This window comes from Mesorhizobium sp. L2C084A000, assembly GCF_000502875.1.
In the GTDB taxonomy this organism is placed as follows: Bacteria; Pseudomonadota; Alphaproteobacteria; order Rhizobiales; family Rhizobiaceae; genus Mesorhizobium.
In genome coordinates, this window is sequence record NZ_AYWX01000002.1 from 172535 (window position 1) to 190616 (window position 18082).

Genomic DNA, 18082 nt, shown 5'->3' on the forward strand with positions numbered 1-18082 from the left:
TTCCGTTGGCGTGTCCGCAGGCCTTGGTTGCCGCCACACCAGCCGCCACCGCGATCTACGAGCGGCCTTCCTTGCTGGACGCTTGTTGCCGCTGCTTTTCCAGGACCTCGTCGGTCCCGACCAGCTTCTTTGCTCCGCCTGAAATGGTCGTGGACACCACCGAGGGCGGATCGCTCGCCGGAAAGGAATCCTCCAACCCCGCCTGCAGTTGGTCCTCGAGCGTCTGTGGTTCTTCGGAACGGCCGGGCGTTCTGCGCGTGTCTATCTTCTCAAGTGCCTGTTTCTTTTTTGGCGAATCGTTGGCGTTCCGGACCAGGGCGTAAAGCTGCTCGATCGCGAATTCCTTGATCGATTCGAAATCGGCCCGATCGTCCTTTGCTGCCTCGATTTGATCAACCATGGCTTTCTCGAAGCGGTCGAGGCTGTCGGCTCCGCAGGCATGGGAAAGGCGCAACAGGGCCTCGTTCAGCATCAACGGAGCGAAATGTGCTGAAGCTTCAAGCCTGAGTTGCCTTAAACGATCCGGAGTGGCGGCCTGCAACTTTGACATGGACAACCTTCTTTCTCCCACAAACGTCTCAACGACATTTGACCGCCGATGTTCCACCAGGCCTGAACATCCTTCACGCCCGGCGAGCTACAGGAACCAGCTTGCTACCAGCCCCGCCGACGCCGCAAGAATCGCCAGGATCGTCACCCCACCCAGGATGTTCGTACTTGTGCTGTTGACCTTGTCACCCATGATCTTGCGGTTGTTGGTCATGATGAGAATGAGAAGCAGCAGCGGCGGCGTTGAAAATCCTTGCACGATGCCGGACCAGACCAGCGCTTTCATCGGGTTGAAGCCGAAGAAATTGAGGCCCACCGCCACCAGCGTTATGACCCCGATCACGATGTAGAATTTGGGAGCCTGCCGGGGTTTGGCATGCAAGCTATTCTTCCATCCCATCGCCTGAGCGAAATCGAAAGCAGCGCCAGCGGTCATGATCGGCACGGCCAGAAAGCCGACGCCAATTACACCGGCCGCAAAGAGAATGCCGGCAGCGTCGCCGGCAAGCGGCCGCAGCGCTTCGGCCGCCTGTGCCGCTGTCTCGATCTGCGTCTGCCCGGCCTTGTAGAGCGTCGACCCTGTCGAAAGGATGATGAAATACATGATCAGATTGGAAAACGTCATGCCGATCAGGATATCGCGGCGGGATCGGCGCAGCTCGCCCTCGGTGGCTCCTTTGCGCTCTTCGAGGCTCGTTCGACCCTTGGCGATCTCCTCCTCCACCTCCTGATTGGACTGCCACGTGTAAAGGTATGCGGAGAGCGTGGTCCCGACGATGGCGACGAGGATGGACAGGTATTCGCGGCTGAACTCGATTTTTGGCAACAGCGTGCCACGCAGAACGGAGGCGGCATCCGGTTTGGCAAGCACCGCGGAGACCACATAGGCAAGCAGAGCCAGAGCCAGCCACCGGAACACATTTCGGATCAATTTATACGATCCGAACACCTGCAGGGCAAAAATGACGATCGCGACGACAATGACGACCAACGGAGCAGGCAGCGGAACAAACAGCACAATGGCCGCCGACATGGCGCCAAGGTCGGCGGCTGCCTCGATCGTGTTGCCAATCAGTACGCCCACCAGCACAGACCATAGCAGCCAACGCGGATAGAAGTCCGATATGACCTTGAAAAGCCCGCGACCCGAAACCTGGCCAAGTTTGGATGAAAGATAGACGACGAGATACATCATCGGCAGCGTGACAGGTGCCGTCCACAGCAGGTCGGGCCCGAACCGCGCTCCGGCGCTCGCGTAGGTACCGATAGCCGAGCAGTCGTCATCGGCCGCGCCGGTGATCAGACCAAGCCCGAGAGCCCGAACGACGCCGCCTTTTTTTGGCTCTCTTGCCCTTTGGCCCTCTTCAGGTGGCTTGTTCATTGAAGGCGCGTCTTTACCGGGGCCACGCAAGAAATCATGACGAACATTCCAATCGGATGCCGATGAAGCAGCCGTTTCAAGCTGCATTGAGATCGAGTTCGAACCTCTGGTCAGGCTTTTTGTTCCTGGACACAGTCCCGGTCCGCGACGGCGATTCATCCCATGCGGGTTCTTTCGGCGGAGCCGAACATCGAAGCGAATGCTCCGTTCCCCTGAAGAAGAGAATGCTTGTGTCGAAGCCTGTCATTCAGGCGACGTGGCACAAAATTATTCTTTGAAGGAATGTCCAGCGGCGCCAAAGTCGAGTGTGGGGCCCGGCTGTTCATCCGCTTCGTCAGCGGCTCGTACCGCCGCCGATCACCATCCGCACGCCGAGGCCGATGATGAGACAGCCGGCGAGCCGCTGCTGCCAAAGCCTTGCGCGAGGGTGCCGCATGACCCATGCGCCGGCCGCGCCCGATGCCAAGGCGTAGGCTCCCAGCACCAGCACACCGGTTATCTTCTGTGTTGCGCCAAGCAGCACCAGCTGCAACGTGACGGAGCCCCTATGCGGATCGACAAATTGCGGCAGGAACGCAACCATGAACATCAAAGGCCAGGGATTGCTCAGATTGGCGATCATTCCTTCCCGGGCGGCGGCGAGCGGCCGCAGGGCCTTGAGGTCACCCGTGGGAATGGTTGCCGAGGATGAAAGCAGCAGCCGGATACCCAGCCAGACGATGTAGGCCGCCCCGGCCCATCGAAGCAGATTGAACGCCAGGGGCGAGGCGTGGACAAGCGAGGACAGGCCGAATGCAATCAGCGGAAGCTGCACAAGTCCGGCGCCCAGCGTCATGCCGAGCACCGTGAACAGCGCCACGTCGCGCCCCTGCCCGATGCCGCGTGCCATCACCAGCATGCTGTCGGGGCCTGGCGGCATCTGCATCAGAATGACGGTTCCGACAAAAGCTATCCACAATGAGGGATCGATGGGACATCTCCGCTCGCGTTGCCGATGACATCAAAGCGACCAGCCGTCATCCGGGTTCCGCGGCAAATGAAAATGTCCCATCGCGAAGAACCAGGCAGAACCGTCAGATGGAACGCGGTGCCAGTCCTGGAAGTTGAAAAGCCGGAGCCGTTCCTGAACCGGTTTTGGAGGCCTGACCCGTGCATGAACCGATAAACGCCTTCCCGCTCCCGCTGGACACTCCTCCGATGGAGGCCAGGCTTGCCGATGAAATCCCCAGGGACGGGAACCGCTGGCAGTACGAGCCCAAATGGGACGGATTTCGCTGCCTGGCTTTCAAGAGCGACAACGCCGTTGACCTGCGCGCCAAATCCGGCAAGCCGCTCGGCCGCTATTTTCCAGAAATCACGGAGATTTTGCGTGACCTCAAGCGCGGGCACTTCGTCATCGACGGCGAGATTGTCATTGAGGTTGACGGTGAGCTTTCCTTCGAAGCGCTGCAGATGCGCCTTCACCCAGCACAAAGCAGAATCCGCAAACTGAGTTCGCAGACGCCTGCCAGTCTGATCCTCTTCGACATGCTTGCCAGGCCGGGCGGCGAGGTCATCACGGGCAAGCCACTTGTCGAAAGGCGGCGAGCGATCGAGGACTTCGCGACCTCCTCGAACAGTCCAGATCTTCGCCTGTCGAAGTGCGCTTATGATGCAGCCACGGCGGCTCGATGGCTAAACGGCTCCGGCCATGCATCGACCGACGGCATCGTGGCCAAAGTGCTCGATGAGCATTATCTGTGCGGCGAACGTGCGATGGTGAAGGTAAAGCCGAGGCGCACCGCCGATTGCGTTGTCGGCGGTTTCCGCTATCTCGCGGACAGTCGTGAGGTCGGCTCGCTGCTCCTCGGCCTCTACAATGACGACGGCAAGCTCGATCACGTCGGCTTCACGTCGACCATCGCCAGGACCGACAGAGGAGCGCTCACGCGCCGGCTGGAAGGGCTGCGGTCAGAGCCCGGATTCACCGGCAAGGCGCCCGGCGGCCCGAGCCGCTGGAGCACGGAGCGCAGCGGACAATGGGAACCCTTGGAACCTGAACTGGTGGTGGAGGTCCGCTTCGACCACGTTACCGGCAATCGGTTTCGCCACGGCACCAAACTGCTGCGCTGGCGCCCCGACAAGGCGCCACGGCAATGCACGTTCGAGCAGATCGAATAGACCGCTCCGGGGAGATCGCTTCCAGAAACCTGTCACGATTTATTGTGACGAAGGAACCAACTCGGGATTCACCGGTTCGGACACCATCCGCCGGAGCTACCCTGACATGCCAAATGCAGCAGAAATTCTCATCGATACGCTCGTCGCCTGGGACGTGGAGGTGGTGTTCGGTTGCCGGGAGACGGCATAAACGGCGTCATGGAAGCGTTGCGGACGCGGCGCGACAAGATTGCCTTCGTTCAGGTCCGGCATGAAGAATCGGCTGCCTTCATGGCATGTGCGTATGCCAAGTGGACAGGTAAGCTGGGCGTGTGCCTTGCGACGTCCGGTCCCGGCGGAACACATCTTCTGACCGGCCTCTATGACGCCAAGCTCGACCAGGCTCCGGTGCTGGCGATTACGGGCATGCAGTTCCACGATCTGATCGAGACGTTCACGCAACAGGATGTCGATCTGACGCGCGTGTTCAATGATGTCTCCGTTTATAACGCCCATGTTGCCGATGCCGCGCATATGGAAAACGTCGCCAGCCTTGCCTGCCGAACCGCGCTGGCGCGCAAGGGCGTCGCACATCTTTCGATTGCCAGCGACATCCAGGAGCAGGAGCGCGATCCGTCGAAGCGCTCCAAGCGCAATCGCCCGGCGCACACGCCGCAGGATATGTTCGCCGCTCACAGCGTACCGCTGGACGTTGAGCTCGACAAAGCCGCCGACATTCTCAATGACGCTTCGCGGGTTGCGATCCTGGCCGGACGCGGCGCCATCGGCGCGGCCGCCGAACTCGAACACACGGCGCGCCTGCTGCAGGCGCCTGTCGCGAAGGCCTTGCTGGGCAAGGCGGTGCTGCCGGACGACCATCCCTACACCACCGGCGGGATCGGCATTCTTGGAACCCTGGCTTCGCAAGAGGCGATGGAGAGCTGTGACGCGGTGCTGATTGTCGGTTCGACCTTTCCCTATATCGAATACTACCCGCAGCCCGGGCAGGCCCGTGGCGTCCAGATCGACTGCGATGCGCAGCGGATCGGCTTGCGCTTTCCAGTCGAAGCCGGCCTTGTCGGCGACGCGGCCGAGACATTGCGCGCGCTCAACCAACGTCTGACGCAGAAGCCCTCCGATGAGTTCCTGCACCGTTCCCAAGAGACCATGAGAAAATGGCGCGAGATGATGCGGCAGTCGGAAGACATGCAGGCGCAACCCTTGAAGCCACAGGCGATTGCCCGGGCGTTCGGACAACGGTTGGCCGACGACACGGTGCTGGCCACGGATTCCGGTCAGAACACGGAACTGGCCGCCCGCCATGTCGATCTTCGCAGCGGCCAGGCATTTGGGGTGTCCGGATCGCTGGCGTCGATGGCTTGCGGTCTCGCCTACGCCATCGCTGCCGGCATAGCATTCCCCGGTCGCCCGATTGCCGCCATCGTCGGCGATGGCGGCTTTGCCATGCAGCTCGGCGAATTCTCGACGGCGGTGCGCTACAAGATCCCGCTGAAGGTTCTGGTGATCAAGAACAACATGCTCAATCAGATCGCCTGGGAGCAGATGATGTTTCTGGGGAATCCGCAATTCGGCTGCGAATTGCAGCCGATCGATTTTGCCATGGCGGCGGAAGCAATGGGCGCCAAGGGTTTTCGCATCGAGCGGACCGATCAGATCGAGACGGTTCTCGACCAGGCTTTCGCCACGGAAGGCCCTGTCGTGATCGAAGCGCTGGTCGATGCCTATGAGCCGCTGATGCCACCCAAAATGCCGGCAGACTATGCCAAGAACTTCCGCCAGGCCCTGCCGCGAACACCGGGACACGAACGCATGGAAGAAAATATCGCCCGGGAGCCGGCGAAATCGATGATGGACGCCTAGAGGCGGCGCAAGGAGGTGGGAACAGCGCGCCTCCTTGGCTTCATTCTGGATCTTTCCAGATGAACCGGTGCTCTTCCGGGTGACGGATGCGGATCATGAGCTTCGACGCGCTTTTTTCGACCTCCATCTGCTACGGCAACGGCGCTCCGCAGGCCGGTTGGACTCTGGCGCTCCCCATCACATTGCCACTGGCGGCAATCCTTTTGCTGTATGTTGCCGGCGCCAACCGACTGTGGCGACGGAGCGGACGCGGACGTCGCTTGCGATCACGGCAGGCCTTCCAGTTTGCTGCCGGCTGGGCCGTCCTGGCGTTCGCCCTTGTAAGCCCGATCCATGCGTTGGGCGAACATGTGTTTGCGGCGCACATGATCGAGCATGAATTGCTGATGGTGGTCGCAGCGCCTCTGCTGGTTGCCTCCCGCCCGACAGCGGCGATGATGTGGGCACTGCCGGTACAGCTGCGCCAGATATTCGGAGCGGCCGGACATGCAAATACGCTTCGGGCGATCTGGGCGTTCATCAGCCGCCCTGTGGTCGCGACCGTCCTGCACGGAGCCGCGATATGGATTTGGCATCTCCCGGCGCTGTTCGAGGCTGCCCTCCAGCAGGGTTTCCTGCACTATGCCCAGCACGCGAGCTTCCTCGGCACCGGGCTTTTGTTCTGGTGGGTGCTGCTGCCTCGCCCTGGCCGCGAGCACGCTCGCGGCAATGCAGTGATGCATCTCTTCTTCACCTCGCTCCACACCGGGCTGCTCGGGGCTTTGCTCGTTGTCTCGCCAAAGCTGTGGTATCCGGCCAACGCCGTCGGCTCGGATCTGTGGGGGCTCAGCCCGCTCGAGGACCAGCAACTTGCAGGCTTGATCATGTGGATTCCCGCTGGCCTGATCTATGGCGGAGCCGCACTGCTCTTGGTCGCTTTCTGGATTCAAACGAGCAGTCGGCGGCATCAGGCTCCCCAGGAGTTGCGCATCGTCTAACCCGCACCGCTTCACGTCGGTTTTCGCCGGGGCGGTGTTGCCAAGCATCCTTTTTCAGTCAGCTGCGTTATGGCCTTGGCAACGATGGTGGATCCTTCATGGCGAGGTGCATGAGTCCGTTGGCCGGCTCTCGCAGGCGGACACGACCGCGAATGTCGCTTGCCTTTACATGTCCAACGCAAATCCTGACTGACATTGTTCCGGGAAAGGCCGCGCAACAGCGTTTGAGGTGGGTCAGCGCAGCGCCGATGTTGGTATTGGCAGGATGCGGCGATCGGCAGTCGGCCCTCCATGCACACGGTGCGAACGCCCGGAGAATCCTTGATCTGATCTGGTCTTTCAGCGCAGTCGCGGTGGCCACGTGGCTGCTTGTCATGCTGGTCTTGGCGGCAGCGCTTTTGCATCGCCGCCTGTCCGAGACAACGCGCTCGCCGCTCGAGATCGATTCACATCAGGAGCGCCGATTTACCCGCGCTGTCGGCAGCGCCATTGCGTTGACCGTTCTGGTGCTCGTCATGATGACGATAGCGAGTTTTTTCGCCGGCAAATCCATTGCTTCGCTGAGCGGAACGGAAACGCTTGCCGTGCGGATCACGGGGCACCAATGGTGGTGGGAGGTCCGGTATGCCGGTAATGATCCCTCGCAATCGATCGTCACGGCAAATGAAATCCATGTCCCGGTTGGCGAACCGGTCAAGGTCGAACTCGATTCGCTCGATGTCATTCATAGCTTCTGGGTGCCGAACCTTGCCGGTAAGCGCGATCTCATTCCGGGCCGGCTAAGCCAGCTTACCCTCATCGCCGATAAGCCCGGCATCTATCGTGGCCAGTGTGCCGAATTCTGCGGCTATCAGCACGCCCATATGGCCATCACCGTCATCGCGGAAAGCCGCGAAGCGTTCGAAGCATGGCAATCCAGGCAAAACGCCGTCGCATCGGCGCCTGGCGGCGAGGAAGAACGCCGCGGCCAACAGGCATTTCTTTCCACCGGCTGTGCGCTCTGCCATACGATAAGAGGCACGCCCGCCAGCGGAACGGTCGGACCTGATCTTACCCATCTCGCCAGCCGACGTGCACTGGCCGCGGATACGCTGGCCATGACCCCTGGCGCACTCGCCGCCTGGATTGCCGATCCACAGTCGATAAAGCCTGGCGCCAAGATGCCGCGCATTGCCCTTAGCGCCGACGATCTCAACGCGGTCGTCACCTATCTCGGAAGCCTCGAATGAGCGGCATTGCGGGAAAGCCGGCCGAGCATACCGAGCAGGGCTTGAAAGGCATCCGTGACACCGGCCTCGAAGAGGTGAGACTGCGCGCTTTTCTGGCGCATGCCTGGCGAACGCCGAAAGGCTTCTACGGCTGGCTGGTCACGGTCGATCACAAGCTGATCGGACGGCGCTATATCGTGACGGCTTTCCTGTTTCTCATCCTTGCGGGTCTATCAGCGCTCGCCATGCGTTTCCAGCTTGCCCAGCCTGAGGCCGGCCACATCGGCCCCGATCTCTACAACCAGCTGTTCACCATGCATGGCACGACGATGATGTTTCTGTTCGCCGTGCCGGTGATGGAAGCTTTCGCCATTTACCTGGTGCCGCTGATGATCGGCACTCGCAATGTCGCCTTTCCGCGGCTCAATGCATTCAGCTACTGGGTCTATCTTTCCGGCGGGCTGATGATCTGGATCGCCTTTGCCTTCGAAACCGGTGCGGATGCCGGCTGGTTTTCCTACGTACCGCTCGCCGGACCCGAATATGGCATCGGCAAGCGCCCCGATTTTTGGGCGCAGATGGTGACCTACACTGAAGTGTCCGCGCTCGCGGTAGCGGTCGAGATCATCGCGACAGTGTTCAAACAACGTGCTCCCGGAATGTCGCTCGACCGCATCCCGCTCTATGTCTGGTCCGTCCTCGTTACGGCTTTCGTCATCCTGTTCGCCATGCCGGCCGTGATGGTCTCGAGTACAATGCTGATCCTGGACCGCCTGGTCGGCACGAAATTTTTCGATCCCGCAGCAGGCGGCGATGCACTGCTGTGGCAGCATCTGTTCTGGTTCTTCGGCCATCCCGAGGTCTACATAATCTTCATTCCGGCGACCGGCTTCGTCTCCGCGATCCTGCCGACCTTCGTTCGCCGCCCGATCTTCGGCTATCTCGGCATCGTCCTGTCGTTGATCTCGATCGGTTTTCTTTCCTTCGGCCTGTGGGTGCACCACATGTTCGCTACCGGCCTGCCGCAGCTCGGCGAAAGCTTCTTTACCGCTTCCTCGATGATGATCGCCATTCCGAGCGGCATTCAGATCTTCTGCTGGATTGCGACGATCTGGGGCGGCCGGCCGATCTTCGCCACGCCCATGCTTTTCGTGCTCGGCTTCATCTTCACCTTTGTGATCGGCGGCCTGACCGGGGTCATGGTCGCCTCGGTGCCGCTCGACCTGCAGGTGCACGACACCTATTTCGTGGTTGCCCATTTCCACTATGTGCTGGTCGGGGGCGCCGTCTTCCCCCTGCTCGGCGCCGTTTATTACTGGTTTCCCAAGATCACCGGACGCATGCTGTCGGAGAGGCTCGGCCGCTGGAATTTCTGGCTCGTCTTCCTCGGGTTCAATCTCACCTTCTTCCCCATGCATATTCTCGGTCTGCAAGGCATGCCGCGCCGCGTTTATACGTATCCGCCGGCGAGCGGCTGGGGCGAGATGAACCTCCTCATCAGCCTCTCTTCACTGGTGGTGTTCGCCGGCTTTGCGCTTTTCTTCCTGAACCTCCTGCTCAGCCTTCGCAACGGCCGCATTGCCGGAGACAATCCCTGGGGCGCGAGCACGCTCGAATGGGCGACGACGTCGCCGCCGCCCTCCTACGATTTTTCGCGGCTGCCCGTGGTAACTCACCGCGAACCGCTTTGGGCCGAGCCCGATACGCTTCCCGTGGTCGAGGGTCTGCGTGTCGACGCACGCGAGGTGCTCGCCGGCACGGTCGCCGATGCGGTGCCGCAACTAAGGGTGCCATCGGCTGACAACTCGATCTGGCCGCTGCTGTCGGCCATTGCGGTGGGCGGCGCATTTCTCGGTTCGATATACACGCCATGGGCGGTGGTCTGGGGAGCGATCCCGGTTTCGATCGGCTTCATCTGTTGGTTCTGGCCGAAAGGCGAGCCGGAGGACGAGGAATGAGGCACCGTCCCGTCGCCGACGTCAGCCACCTGCCCACATATGATTTCGGGTCGGCGAGCCCGATGTGGTGGGGAACCCTTGCCTTCATTGCTCTCGAGGCAACAGGTTTTGCCTTGGCGATAGGCACCTACTTCTATCTGGCTGTGCTGGCCCGGCATTGGCCCATCGGAGCCCCGGCGCCAGATCTGCTGCCGGGCACGGCAGCGTTGATTATTCTGGTTGCGAGCGTCGTGCCCAACCACCTGATCGAGTTTTGGGCGCGTCGCCAGGACCTCGCGAAAGTTCGCCTTGGCATGGTCGTCATGTCGATCGTCGGGATTCTTCCGCTGATCGTTCGCATCTGGGAATTTCCGGCTCTGCGGATTTCCTGGGATCAGAACGCTTACGGATCGATCGTGTGGTTCCTGCTTGGACTGCATACGACGCATCTTCTTACCGATGTCGGCGACACGATCGTCCTGGCGGTTCTCATGTTCACGCAAAAAGGCAAGGCGGGCCGCCGCTTCAGCGACGTCTCGGACAATGCGTTCTACTGGGACTTCGTCGTCGTCTCATGGGTCGTGCTCTATCTTGTTATTTATTGGGCTCCGAGGATGTGAGATGCAGGCGATCCGTACCGGCGTTTCCTGGGCAGGCCTGGTCAGCGGGCCAGTTGCATGGGCAATAGCCCTGCAGTTCGATTACTCCATTGCATCCTGGCAGTGCCATGCCGGCTTTCGTCCCACTGCCTTGTTCTCATTGATAGGCGCCGCTGTCGCCCTGGCAGGCACGCTGCTGTCGTGGCACGCCGTTCATGACCGCGGACATGGTACGATCCCGCCCCGGAGGGCGCGCACGCGTGCGTTCCTTGCCAGGACTTCGGTGGGCATCGGGGCGCTGTTCACGCTCATCTTGCTGGCGCAAGTGGTGGCGGGGCTGATCTTCAGCGGGTGCGAACTGTGACGACGCCAAAGACGCGGAGATTGGCCATCCACCGCCGGTACGCGCTTTGGCCTGCCACGGGCATTCCATTCCCACCCGTCATTTCTCGGGCGGTCGTACTCGTCTTGTCGTCGTTGGCGCTTTGCACCGAGCTGCGGGCGAGCGAAATCCAGAGGGGTGAATATCTCACGCGAGCGGCCGACTGCATCGGCTGCCACACGTCCAATCCGAGCCGCCCCTTCGCTGGAGGCTATCGCGTGCCGACACCGTTCGGCGATGTATACTCGACCAACATCACACCAGATCTCGAAACGGGCATCGGACGCTATTCCGCGGACGAGTTCGTGCGAGCCGTCCAGAAAGGTATCAGGCGCGACGGAGCCGATCTCTACCCCGCCATGCCCTATGACAGCTTCGCCGCAATGAGCCGCGAGGACGTGCTTGCAATTCGGGCCTATCTCCTTGCGCAGCCGCCGATTTCCCAGCCGCGGCCGCGAAACATTCTGCCTTTTCCATTCAACCAGCGCTGGACGGTTGCGCTGTGGAAGCTCGCGAATCTCCAAACCGGCAGTTTCACGCCCGATCGGAGCCGGACCGCCGCATGGAACAGGGGAGCCTACCTTGTCGAGGTGCTCGGCCACTGCGGTGCCTGCCACACGCCAAGGAATGCGACGTTCGGCATGGATGAAGACCACAAGCTTGCCGGCGGCACCGCCGGCATCTGGCACGCCTTCAACATCACCAGCGACAAGATCGCAGGCGTCGGCGGCTGGAGCAACGAAGAGCTGTCTCGATTTCTCAAAACCGGCGCCGTGCCCGGGAAGGCCTACGCGGGCGGGCCGATGGCGGAAACGGTCATGAACAGCCTGCAGCATCTTTCCGACGACGACATCCAGGCTATTGTCGCCTATCTCAGGGACGTGCCCACCCAACCGGGAGACGAGAAGCAGCCGCGTTTCTCATGGGGTAACGCGGCCGCGGCCGCGGCCGACGGCGATGCTGGAACCGAGGGGATGACGCAAGGCAGCGGGACCGCAACCGGCGATGATCTCTATCGATCGCTCTGTTCGACGTGCCATGGGGCGAACGGAGGCGGATCGCCCGACGGATACTATCCGTCCTTGACCCGCAACAGCACCCCCGGCGCGGCCACGCCCGAGGATGTCGTCATGACCATCCTTGAAGGCGTCAAAGCTGGTGAGGTGGCCGGGCGTCAATCGATGGCGGCCTTCGGCGGCTGGCTGGACGATGGCCAGGTGGCAGCTCTTGCAAATTACGTCACCGCGCGGTTCGGAAATCCCGACCTCAGCGTCACCGCGGCCGATGTACGCCAGATGCGGGCAGGAACGACAACCAGCCAGACAATCATGATTCTGGCGGCTCAATCACTTGTAGCGGGCGCCGCCGTGTTGATGCTTGGCCTGCTGCTTTTGCTGGCAAGACGCCTGCGTCGTGGGGCGACTTCAGCGCGCCTCATGTTCGCGCATAGAGATAGGCGGTAATGTCGCGCGCCTCTTGAAGCGACAGATTTGTATTGGGCATGGCCGCCTTCGGGTCTACATCCCGCGCCCTGCTGATCCAGCGCATCATCGCATCCGGGGTGGCTCGCGACGCCCCGATATATCCTCTTTCGACGACGCCTTGCAGGGACGGACCGACGGTGCCATGGGCGCCGGGTACCCCCGGGATTTCGTGACATCCGCCACAGCCGTGGCGGATCATTGCCGGGACGGCCCGGTCAGGGTCGCCACCGATGGCCTGTGCAATGGTGGTTTCCCGGAGATTGTCGCCGCGGACCAAGTTGACGGCGCAAACTACCGGAATAAATGACGATTGCCGCGGATACGCCTGCCACCCAGGGCAGCGCGGATGGCATCAGCCTGACGGGTTGTCGGCTCATCCGCGCATGCCATCGCAGTCGCAAAACGCGGCCCGATCGCAGCCCCAGGGAAAGGAGCAATGTCCGGCAGCGCTCCGAGGCACCAATCTATTTGTTGCAGTTCTGCACATTCGACGTTGTCGTGCCGGAGGCGGTGTTTGTGTCGGTATCATTGCCCGCGGCGTCCTTGCAGCGGTCGCTCATGCCGTTCGGGGTGGTTGTCGAATTTGTTGCGTTCGGGTCAACGGGGGTTGTCGAAGTACTGGAACCGGTGCCGGCGGTACCATTGGCATCATTCGTGGTTCCGGGCGTCGTGCCCGAACCGCTGTTGGAGCCTGAACCGTTCGACTGCGCGATCGCCGATGTGGCCAATGCGAGCGCGAGCGCAGCGGCGGAGAAAAGTTTGACAATCATGGTGGATCTCCTGGTTGTGTGCCGCCACCAAACCAATCGTTCCCTGATATGTTCCCGGCGAAGTCGTGTTCAGCGAAATTCCTGTGAAACGGTTTTCAGGCTGCAGCAGACTGTTAGCCGCGCGACGGCAGTCGGTATAAGCGCGCCGCTTGTTGCGCCGTCCGGCTGCGGAAGCAGCGCCAGCCGCATATCCTCGCCAAACACATCGTCGCTCGATGGTGGTTGCTGCAAGCGCCCTCAATCATCCCTGGATCGTGGAGGAAACAGGTCAATCATTGCGACGAAAATCACACCAACGGGCCGAACACGAATGTAGCAAGCAGAACAAGGAAAATCACAGCGATAACTGCGACCGCCCACATGACAATCCTTCTTGTCCCCCGTTGCTCTTGCTTGCGAGAGATATCTTCTGACACAGTATGAAATCCTTGCTGCAAAATTCAACTGACGACAAGGCTCGGCGCCTGCATGGCCCGGACCTGCTGAACTGTTGCGGCCGCGTCTTGGAGTTGGCCGCAGCCGGGGCTCACACGCCTACCAGCCCTGCCGACCGTACCAGTCATCGATATCGCGCCGCACACGGTCCTTTTCGAGGCCGTAACGCTCCTGGATCTTGCCTTCGAGTTGATCGCGCTTGCCGGCGATGCGGTCAAGGTCATCATCCGTGAGTTTACCCCACTGCTCCTTGACCTTGCCTTTCACCTGTTTCCAGTTTCCTTCCACGCGGTTCCAGTCCATGACACCGTTCTCCTTCGGTTTGAAAACGTCTAACCTCGGAGAGCAAACGCAAATCAACGACGGATGTTCCTGGAACTCGACAGCAAGGCGCTTGTCTTGCTCTCACAGGCCGCGATCCATTCCTTTACGCTCAGTCTGCGTCATCAATTGAGGTCGAGCGGAATTCGGGTGGTGGAGATGGATGGCTCCGCCAATTATCGATACCGGTCGCGTTGGCAGCACGCGCAGCGGAGGAACAGCCAACCGTATGATGGTCAGTCCGGGCGAATTCGCCACCGGGGCGCTTGCGCAATTCGAAGCGGACAAGGACGAGGTGCTTGTCGGTATTTTGGCCGATACGCGCCGGATGGGCGAAGCTTTGTTCGAGCGGATGAACAATCACTCCTGAGCCATTATGGGATCGCCGTCGCGGTTGCGGCAATCCGCTGGTTTCCGTGCGTCCCTCGAGGTTTTGTCAGCTATGTCCCCGGGGTCGGAACACAGACTGGATGGTAGGCCCGGAAGGTCAACGTTTCTACAGAATCAACTCGTTGTGGCTGATCCCACTCCTGCAAGGCGGGCAAATCATGGACTGGAGCGGCGGCCTCATTCTGTAAAATCCGGGCGTTGGCAGCTTTGCCAGCTAAGCAGCGACGCCACCTAAATAGGCGCTGATAACCGCTTCATTGCTCGCGAGATCGCTGCCTGGTCCCTCAAGAACAACGCGTCCGGCCTTGAGAACGTAGCCGTAGTCGGCGAATTTCAAGGCGACTTTGCTATTCTGCTCCACAAGCAGAATGGTCACGCCTTCACGATTGAGGCGCTGCACGATGTTCATGACTTCCTTGATCAGTTGCGGCGCCAGACCCATGGAAGGCTCATCGAGCAACAGCACCTTGGGCGCGGCCATGAGGGCTCTGCCGATCGCCAGCATCTGCTGCTCGCCTCCCGAGAGGTTCCTTGCATCGCCATTCTGTCTGCGCGCCAGGATGGGGAAGAGCTCAAAAACATGATCCAGCCGCCGCCGGCGCTCGACGTCGTCGGCAAGCGTGAACGAGCCCAGGTCGAGGTTCTCCCTGATCGTCATGTCGCCGAAAATACGCCTTCCCTCCGGGACGTGGACGAGCCCGCGATGCGGCAGGCGATGGGCAGGGACTTTGGTTATGTCCTCGCCCAGGAAGCGGACACATCCGGAGGATGCGGCAACAAGGCCGGACAGCGTGCGCAGGGTGGTGCTCTTGCCCGCACCATTCGCGCCAAGCAGGGCGACGATCTGGCCGCGCTTGACCGAAAGGCTGACACCATGAAGGGCTTCGATGCCGTCATAGCGTGCGACGATGCGGTCCGCGGAAAGAACGATTTCGGCGTCCATCAGTCCTCCGTACCGAGATAGGCTTCGATGACCCTGGGGTCTTTTCGCACGGCCTCCGGCGGTCCGTCGGCGATCTTCTGCCCATAGTCGAACACCACGATCTTCTCCGACACCTGCATGACCAGGCCCATATCGTGCTCGATCAGCAGGACGGTGACACCGGTTTCGTCACGGATGCGGCGGATCAGGTGAACAAGGTCCAGCTTCTCGCGCTCGTTCAGGCCGGCGGCGGGCTCGTCCAGCAGGATGAGCTCGGGCGCCGACGCCAGGGCTCTTGCGAGTTCGAGCCGCCGTTGATCGCCATAGGAAAGACCACCGGCACGGCGATGCGCATGCTGCTCGATGCCGACAAAATCGAGCCAGCGCATGCCAGCCGCGCGGATCGTCTCCTCCTCGCGCCGCTGTGCCGGCAAGTGCAGGATCGCCGACATGATGCCGTGGCGGCTGCGGCAATGCTGGCCGGACATGGCGTTTTCCAGAACGGTCATTTCCTTGAACAGCCGGATGTTCTGGAACGTGCGGGCGAGGCCGAGCGCGGTGATGCGATGCGGCGGCAAGCCGGTGATTGGCCGGCCGCCCAGACTGATCGAGCCGCCCTTCGGCTTGTAGAAGCCGGTCAGGCAATTGAAGAGTGATGTCTTGCCGGCCCCGTTCGGCCCGATAAGACTGTTGATGGCGCCTTTCTCAACCGAGAACGAAATGTCGTGAAGGACTTTCAGTCCTCCGAAACTGAGACGCAGGTCGCGGACTTCCAGCAGCGCCATGGTCAAACTCGCTTGTCCGGCCACAGCCCGTTCGGCCTGAAGAGCATGATTGCCAGCAGCGCAACCGCGGTCACCAGGGGACGATAGGTTCCCGCGCCGCGCAGCACCTCCGGAAGCAGGGCCACGAGAACAGCACCAAGGACGACGCCGGGAATGCGGCCCATGCCGCCCAGGACGACGCCGAGAAGGATGAGCAGCGATTGGTTGAAGGTGAAACTCTCCGGCGAGATGGCCGTCATCTTGGCTGCGTAGAGGCATCCGGCCACGGAAGCGATCACAGCGCCCATCATATAGGCTTGCAGCTTGGCCGTGACACGGTTGATGCCGATGCCAGCGGCGGCGTCCTCATCGTAGCGAACGTAGAACCAGGCTCGTCCCATTCGCGATCGCTCGACGCTCAGACAGACGAAGGCGGTGAGAAGCGCAAGCACCAGGAACGCATAGTAGAAGTGCTGCACCTGCATCAGCCTGAAGCCGAATATCTCCGGGCGCTCGATGCCGATGAGTCCGCTCGCGCCACCGGTGATGTCGAGGTTGCGGGCGATGATGCGCACGATTTCGCCGAAGCCCAGCGTCACGATCGCCAGATAGTCGCTGCGCAATCTCAATGTCGGAGCCCCGATGATGATGCCGGCCACGCAGGCGGCGACCATGGCGACCGGGATGGTAAGCCAGAAATTGAACCCGAATTCCGCGGTCAGGATGCCTGATGTGTAGGCGCCGACCGCGAAGAAGGCGGCGTAGCCGAGATCGAGCAGGCCTGCATAGCCGACGACAACGTTGAGGCCGAGGCACAGAACGACATAGAGCAGCGCCGTGGTTGCCACCTCCGTCACATAGGCGTTGGCGAATTGCGGCAACACCAGCGCGCAGGTGAGCGCCGCCAGGCCGGGCAGCACGACGGACCAGCGCATCAATTGCGGTTGCCCGGCGGTCGGCATGGTTCTCACTTCGTCGGTCATCACACCCGCTCCACGACAGAGCGTCCAAGAAGGCCGGTCGGCTTGAACACAAGGAACAGGATCAGGGTCCCGAACACGAAGACGTCACGCCACTCCGAGCCGACGAAGGGCAAGGACGAACCGAAAGCTTCGAGCAGGCCGAGCAGCAATCCGCCGAGCATGGCGCCCGGCACGCTGCCGATCCCACCTATGACCGCGGCGGTGAAGGCCTTGAGCCCCATGATGAAGCCCATGAAGAAATGGACACTGCCATAATAGGCGCCGGCCATGACCCCGCCGCCGGCAGCGAGCGCCGAGCCCATGAAGAAGGTCAAGGCGATCACCCGGTCGACATCGATGCCCATCAGGCGGCTCGCCCCCATGTCGATGGACACGGCGCGCATCGCCTTGCCGTACATGGTGCGTGAGACAAAGGCCTGCATGCCGGCCATAAGAGCGATGGAGGCGGCCACCAGCACCATCTGCGTGTAGGTGATGTGAACGGTGGAAATATCCACGCCGGCAAAACCGAGGTCCGTGTTGAAGGCGTAATGCCGCCCGCCTGTCAGGGCGAGTGCCGTGCCGTTCAGCACCATCGACGCGCCGAGCGCCGTGATGAGGATGGAGAGGCGCGGCGCATTGCGCATCGGCCTGTAGGCGAAGCGTTCGATGATGACGCCGAGCAAGCCGACAGCCAGCATCGACACAAGCAGGGCGCAGACCACGCCCAGCCAGCCATTGCCGACCCATATGCCGACGAAGGAGAACACGATGAGGCCGACGAAGGCGCCGTTCATGTAGATGTCGCCATGGGCGAAATTCAGGAGCTTGATGACGCCGAAGACCATGCTGTAGCCAAGCGCGATCAGGGCATAGAACGAGCCGACGATAAGACCGTTCACCAGTTGCTGAATAAGCAGGTCGAGCGTCATTGATGCTCCAGGGCAGAATTGAAAAAGTCTTGTCTGAGCGCAGCGTCGG

18 protein-coding genes and 1 pseudogene are annotated in these 18082 nt (G+C 61.3%); 9 read left to right on the forward strand and 10 right to left on the reverse strand.

Annotated features, from left to right (window positions below; all coding sequences use genetic code 11):
- Nucleotides 1–55 precede the first annotated feature (55 nt).
- The 3 genes from X735_RS160390 to X735_RS160380 form a co-directional block, all read right to left on the reverse strand.
- Nucleotides 56–550, reverse strand: a complete 495-nt coding sequence (locus X735_RS160390; protein WP_023809493.1) for a hypothetical protein — start codon at nt 548–550, stop codon at nt 56–58.
- An 87-nt stretch (nt 551–637) separates the two neighbouring features.
- Nucleotides 638–2017 carry an Nramp family divalent metal transporter gene (locus tag X735_RS160385; RefSeq protein ID WP_348625573.1) on the reverse strand — a complete coding sequence of 460 codons (1380 nt, stop codon included), beginning with the start codon at nt 2015–2017 and terminating at the stop codon, nt 638–640.
- A gap of 247 nt (nt 2018–2264) precedes the next feature.
- A complete protein-coding gene (locus X735_RS160380) occupies nt 2265–2855 on the reverse strand; it encodes a LysE family translocator (RefSeq protein ID WP_050592649.1) in 591 nt (196 codons plus the stop codon).
- Nucleotides 2856–3079: 224 nt separating this feature from the next.
- Here X735_RS160380 and X735_RS160375 point away from each other — a divergent pair, with 224 nt between their 5' ends.
- From X735_RS160375 to X735_RS160345, 8 genes and pseudogenes are all read left to right on the forward strand, one after another.
- Nucleotides 3080–4090, forward strand: coding sequence for an ATP-dependent DNA ligase (locus tag X735_RS160375; RefSeq protein WP_023809496.1), 1011 nt, complete (start codon nt 3080–3082; stop codon nt 4088–4090).
- 106 nt (nt 4091–4196) lie between these two features.
- Nucleotides 4197–5950: pseudogene (locus tag X735_RS01000000165555) on the forward strand (thiamine pyrophosphate-dependent enzyme).
- A gap of 95 nt (nt 5951–6045) precedes the next feature.
- Entirely contained in the window at nt 6046–6927 is an 882-nt protein-coding gene (locus tag X735_RS160370) for a cytochrome c oxidase assembly protein (protein ID WP_023809497.1), read from the forward strand.
- Nucleotides 6928–7175: 248 nt separating this feature from the next.
- Nucleotides 7176–8156, forward strand: coding sequence for a cytochrome c oxidase subunit II (gene coxB, locus X735_RS160365; protein WP_050592651.1), 981 nt, complete (start codon nt 7176–7178; stop codon nt 8154–8156).
- On the forward strand, nt 8153–10093 hold the full coding sequence (gene ctaD, locus X735_RS160360; protein ID WP_050592652.1) for a cytochrome c oxidase subunit I: 1941 nt from the start codon (nt 8153–8155) through the stop codon (nt 10091–10093). Before coxB ends, ctaD begins: the two co-directional genes overlap by 4 nt.
- Nucleotides 10090–10692 (forward strand): cytochrome c oxidase subunit 3, encoded by a 603-nt coding sequence (locus X735_RS1000000168615; RefSeq protein WP_023809500.1) that lies wholly within the window; start codon nt 10090–10092, stop codon nt 10690–10692. Before ctaD ends, X735_RS1000000168615 begins: the two co-directional genes overlap by 4 nt.
- A gap of 1 nt (nt 10693) precedes the next feature.
- Nucleotides 10694–11035: a hypothetical protein gene (locus tag X735_RS160350; RefSeq protein ID WP_023809501.1), complete on the forward strand. Its 342-nt coding sequence runs from the start codon at nt 10694–10696 to the stop codon at nt 11033–11035.
- Nucleotides 11036–11055: 20 nt separating this feature from the next.
- Nucleotides 11056–12516, forward strand: a complete 1461-nt coding sequence (locus tag X735_RS160345; RefSeq protein WP_196815302.1) for a cytochrome c — start codon at nt 11056–11058, stop codon at nt 12514–12516.
- On the opposite strand, the gene X735_RS1000000169630 is transcribed toward X735_RS160345, so the two are convergent.
- The 3 genes from X735_RS1000000169630 to X735_RS160335 all read right to left on the reverse strand — a co-directional run bounded on the left by X735_RS1000000169630 (nt 12488) and on the right by X735_RS160335 (nt 14045).
- Nucleotides 12488–12736, reverse strand: coding sequence for a c-type cytochrome (locus tag X735_RS1000000169630; RefSeq protein ID WP_245273152.1), 249 nt, complete (start codon nt 12734–12736; stop codon nt 12488–12490). The genes X735_RS160345 and X735_RS1000000169630 overlap by 29 nt on opposite strands.
- A gap of 265 nt (nt 12737–13001) precedes the next feature.
- On the reverse strand, nt 13002–13307 hold the full coding sequence (locus X735_RS160340; RefSeq protein ID WP_023809504.1) for a hypothetical protein: 306 nt from the start codon (nt 13305–13307) through the stop codon (nt 13002–13004).
- A gap of 534 nt (nt 13308–13841) precedes the next feature.
- Nucleotides 13842–14045, reverse strand: a complete 204-nt coding sequence (locus X735_RS160335) for a CsbD family protein (RefSeq protein ID WP_023809505.1) — start codon at nt 14043–14045, stop codon at nt 13842–13844.
- Nucleotides 14046–14292: 247 nt separating this feature from the next.
- Between X735_RS160335 and X735_RS1000000169635 the strand changes: the two genes are divergently transcribed.
- Nucleotides 14293–14433, forward strand: coding sequence for a hypothetical protein (locus tag X735_RS1000000169635; protein WP_023809506.1), 141 nt, complete (start codon nt 14293–14295; stop codon nt 14431–14433).
- Nucleotides 14434–14667: 234 nt separating this feature from the next.
- On the opposite strand, the gene X735_RS160330 is transcribed toward X735_RS1000000169635, so the two are convergent.
- The 4 genes from X735_RS160330 to X735_RS160315 are packed head-to-tail and all read right to left on the reverse strand — an operon-like array spanning nt 14668 to nt 18033.
- A complete protein-coding gene (locus X735_RS160330; protein ID WP_023809507.1) occupies nt 14668–15396 on the reverse strand; it encodes an ABC transporter ATP-binding protein in 729 nt (242 codons plus the stop codon).
- Nucleotides 15396–16160, reverse strand: a complete 765-nt coding sequence (locus X735_RS160325) for an ABC transporter ATP-binding protein (RefSeq protein ID WP_023809508.1) — start codon at nt 16158–16160, stop codon at nt 15396–15398. Before X735_RS160325 ends, X735_RS160330 begins: the two co-directional genes overlap by 1 nt.
- A gap of 2 nt (nt 16161–16162) precedes the next feature.
- Nucleotides 16163–17122: a branched-chain amino acid ABC transporter permease gene (locus X735_RS160320; protein ID WP_245273097.1), complete on the reverse strand. Its 960-nt coding sequence runs from the start codon at nt 17120–17122 to the stop codon at nt 16163–16165.
- Nucleotides 17122–18033, reverse strand: a complete 912-nt coding sequence (locus X735_RS160315; protein ID WP_023809510.1) for a branched-chain amino acid ABC transporter permease — start codon at nt 18031–18033, stop codon at nt 17122–17124. The genes X735_RS160320 and X735_RS160315 overlap by 1 nt, the downstream gene beginning before the upstream one ends.
- Nucleotides 18034–18082 lie beyond the last annotated feature (49 nt).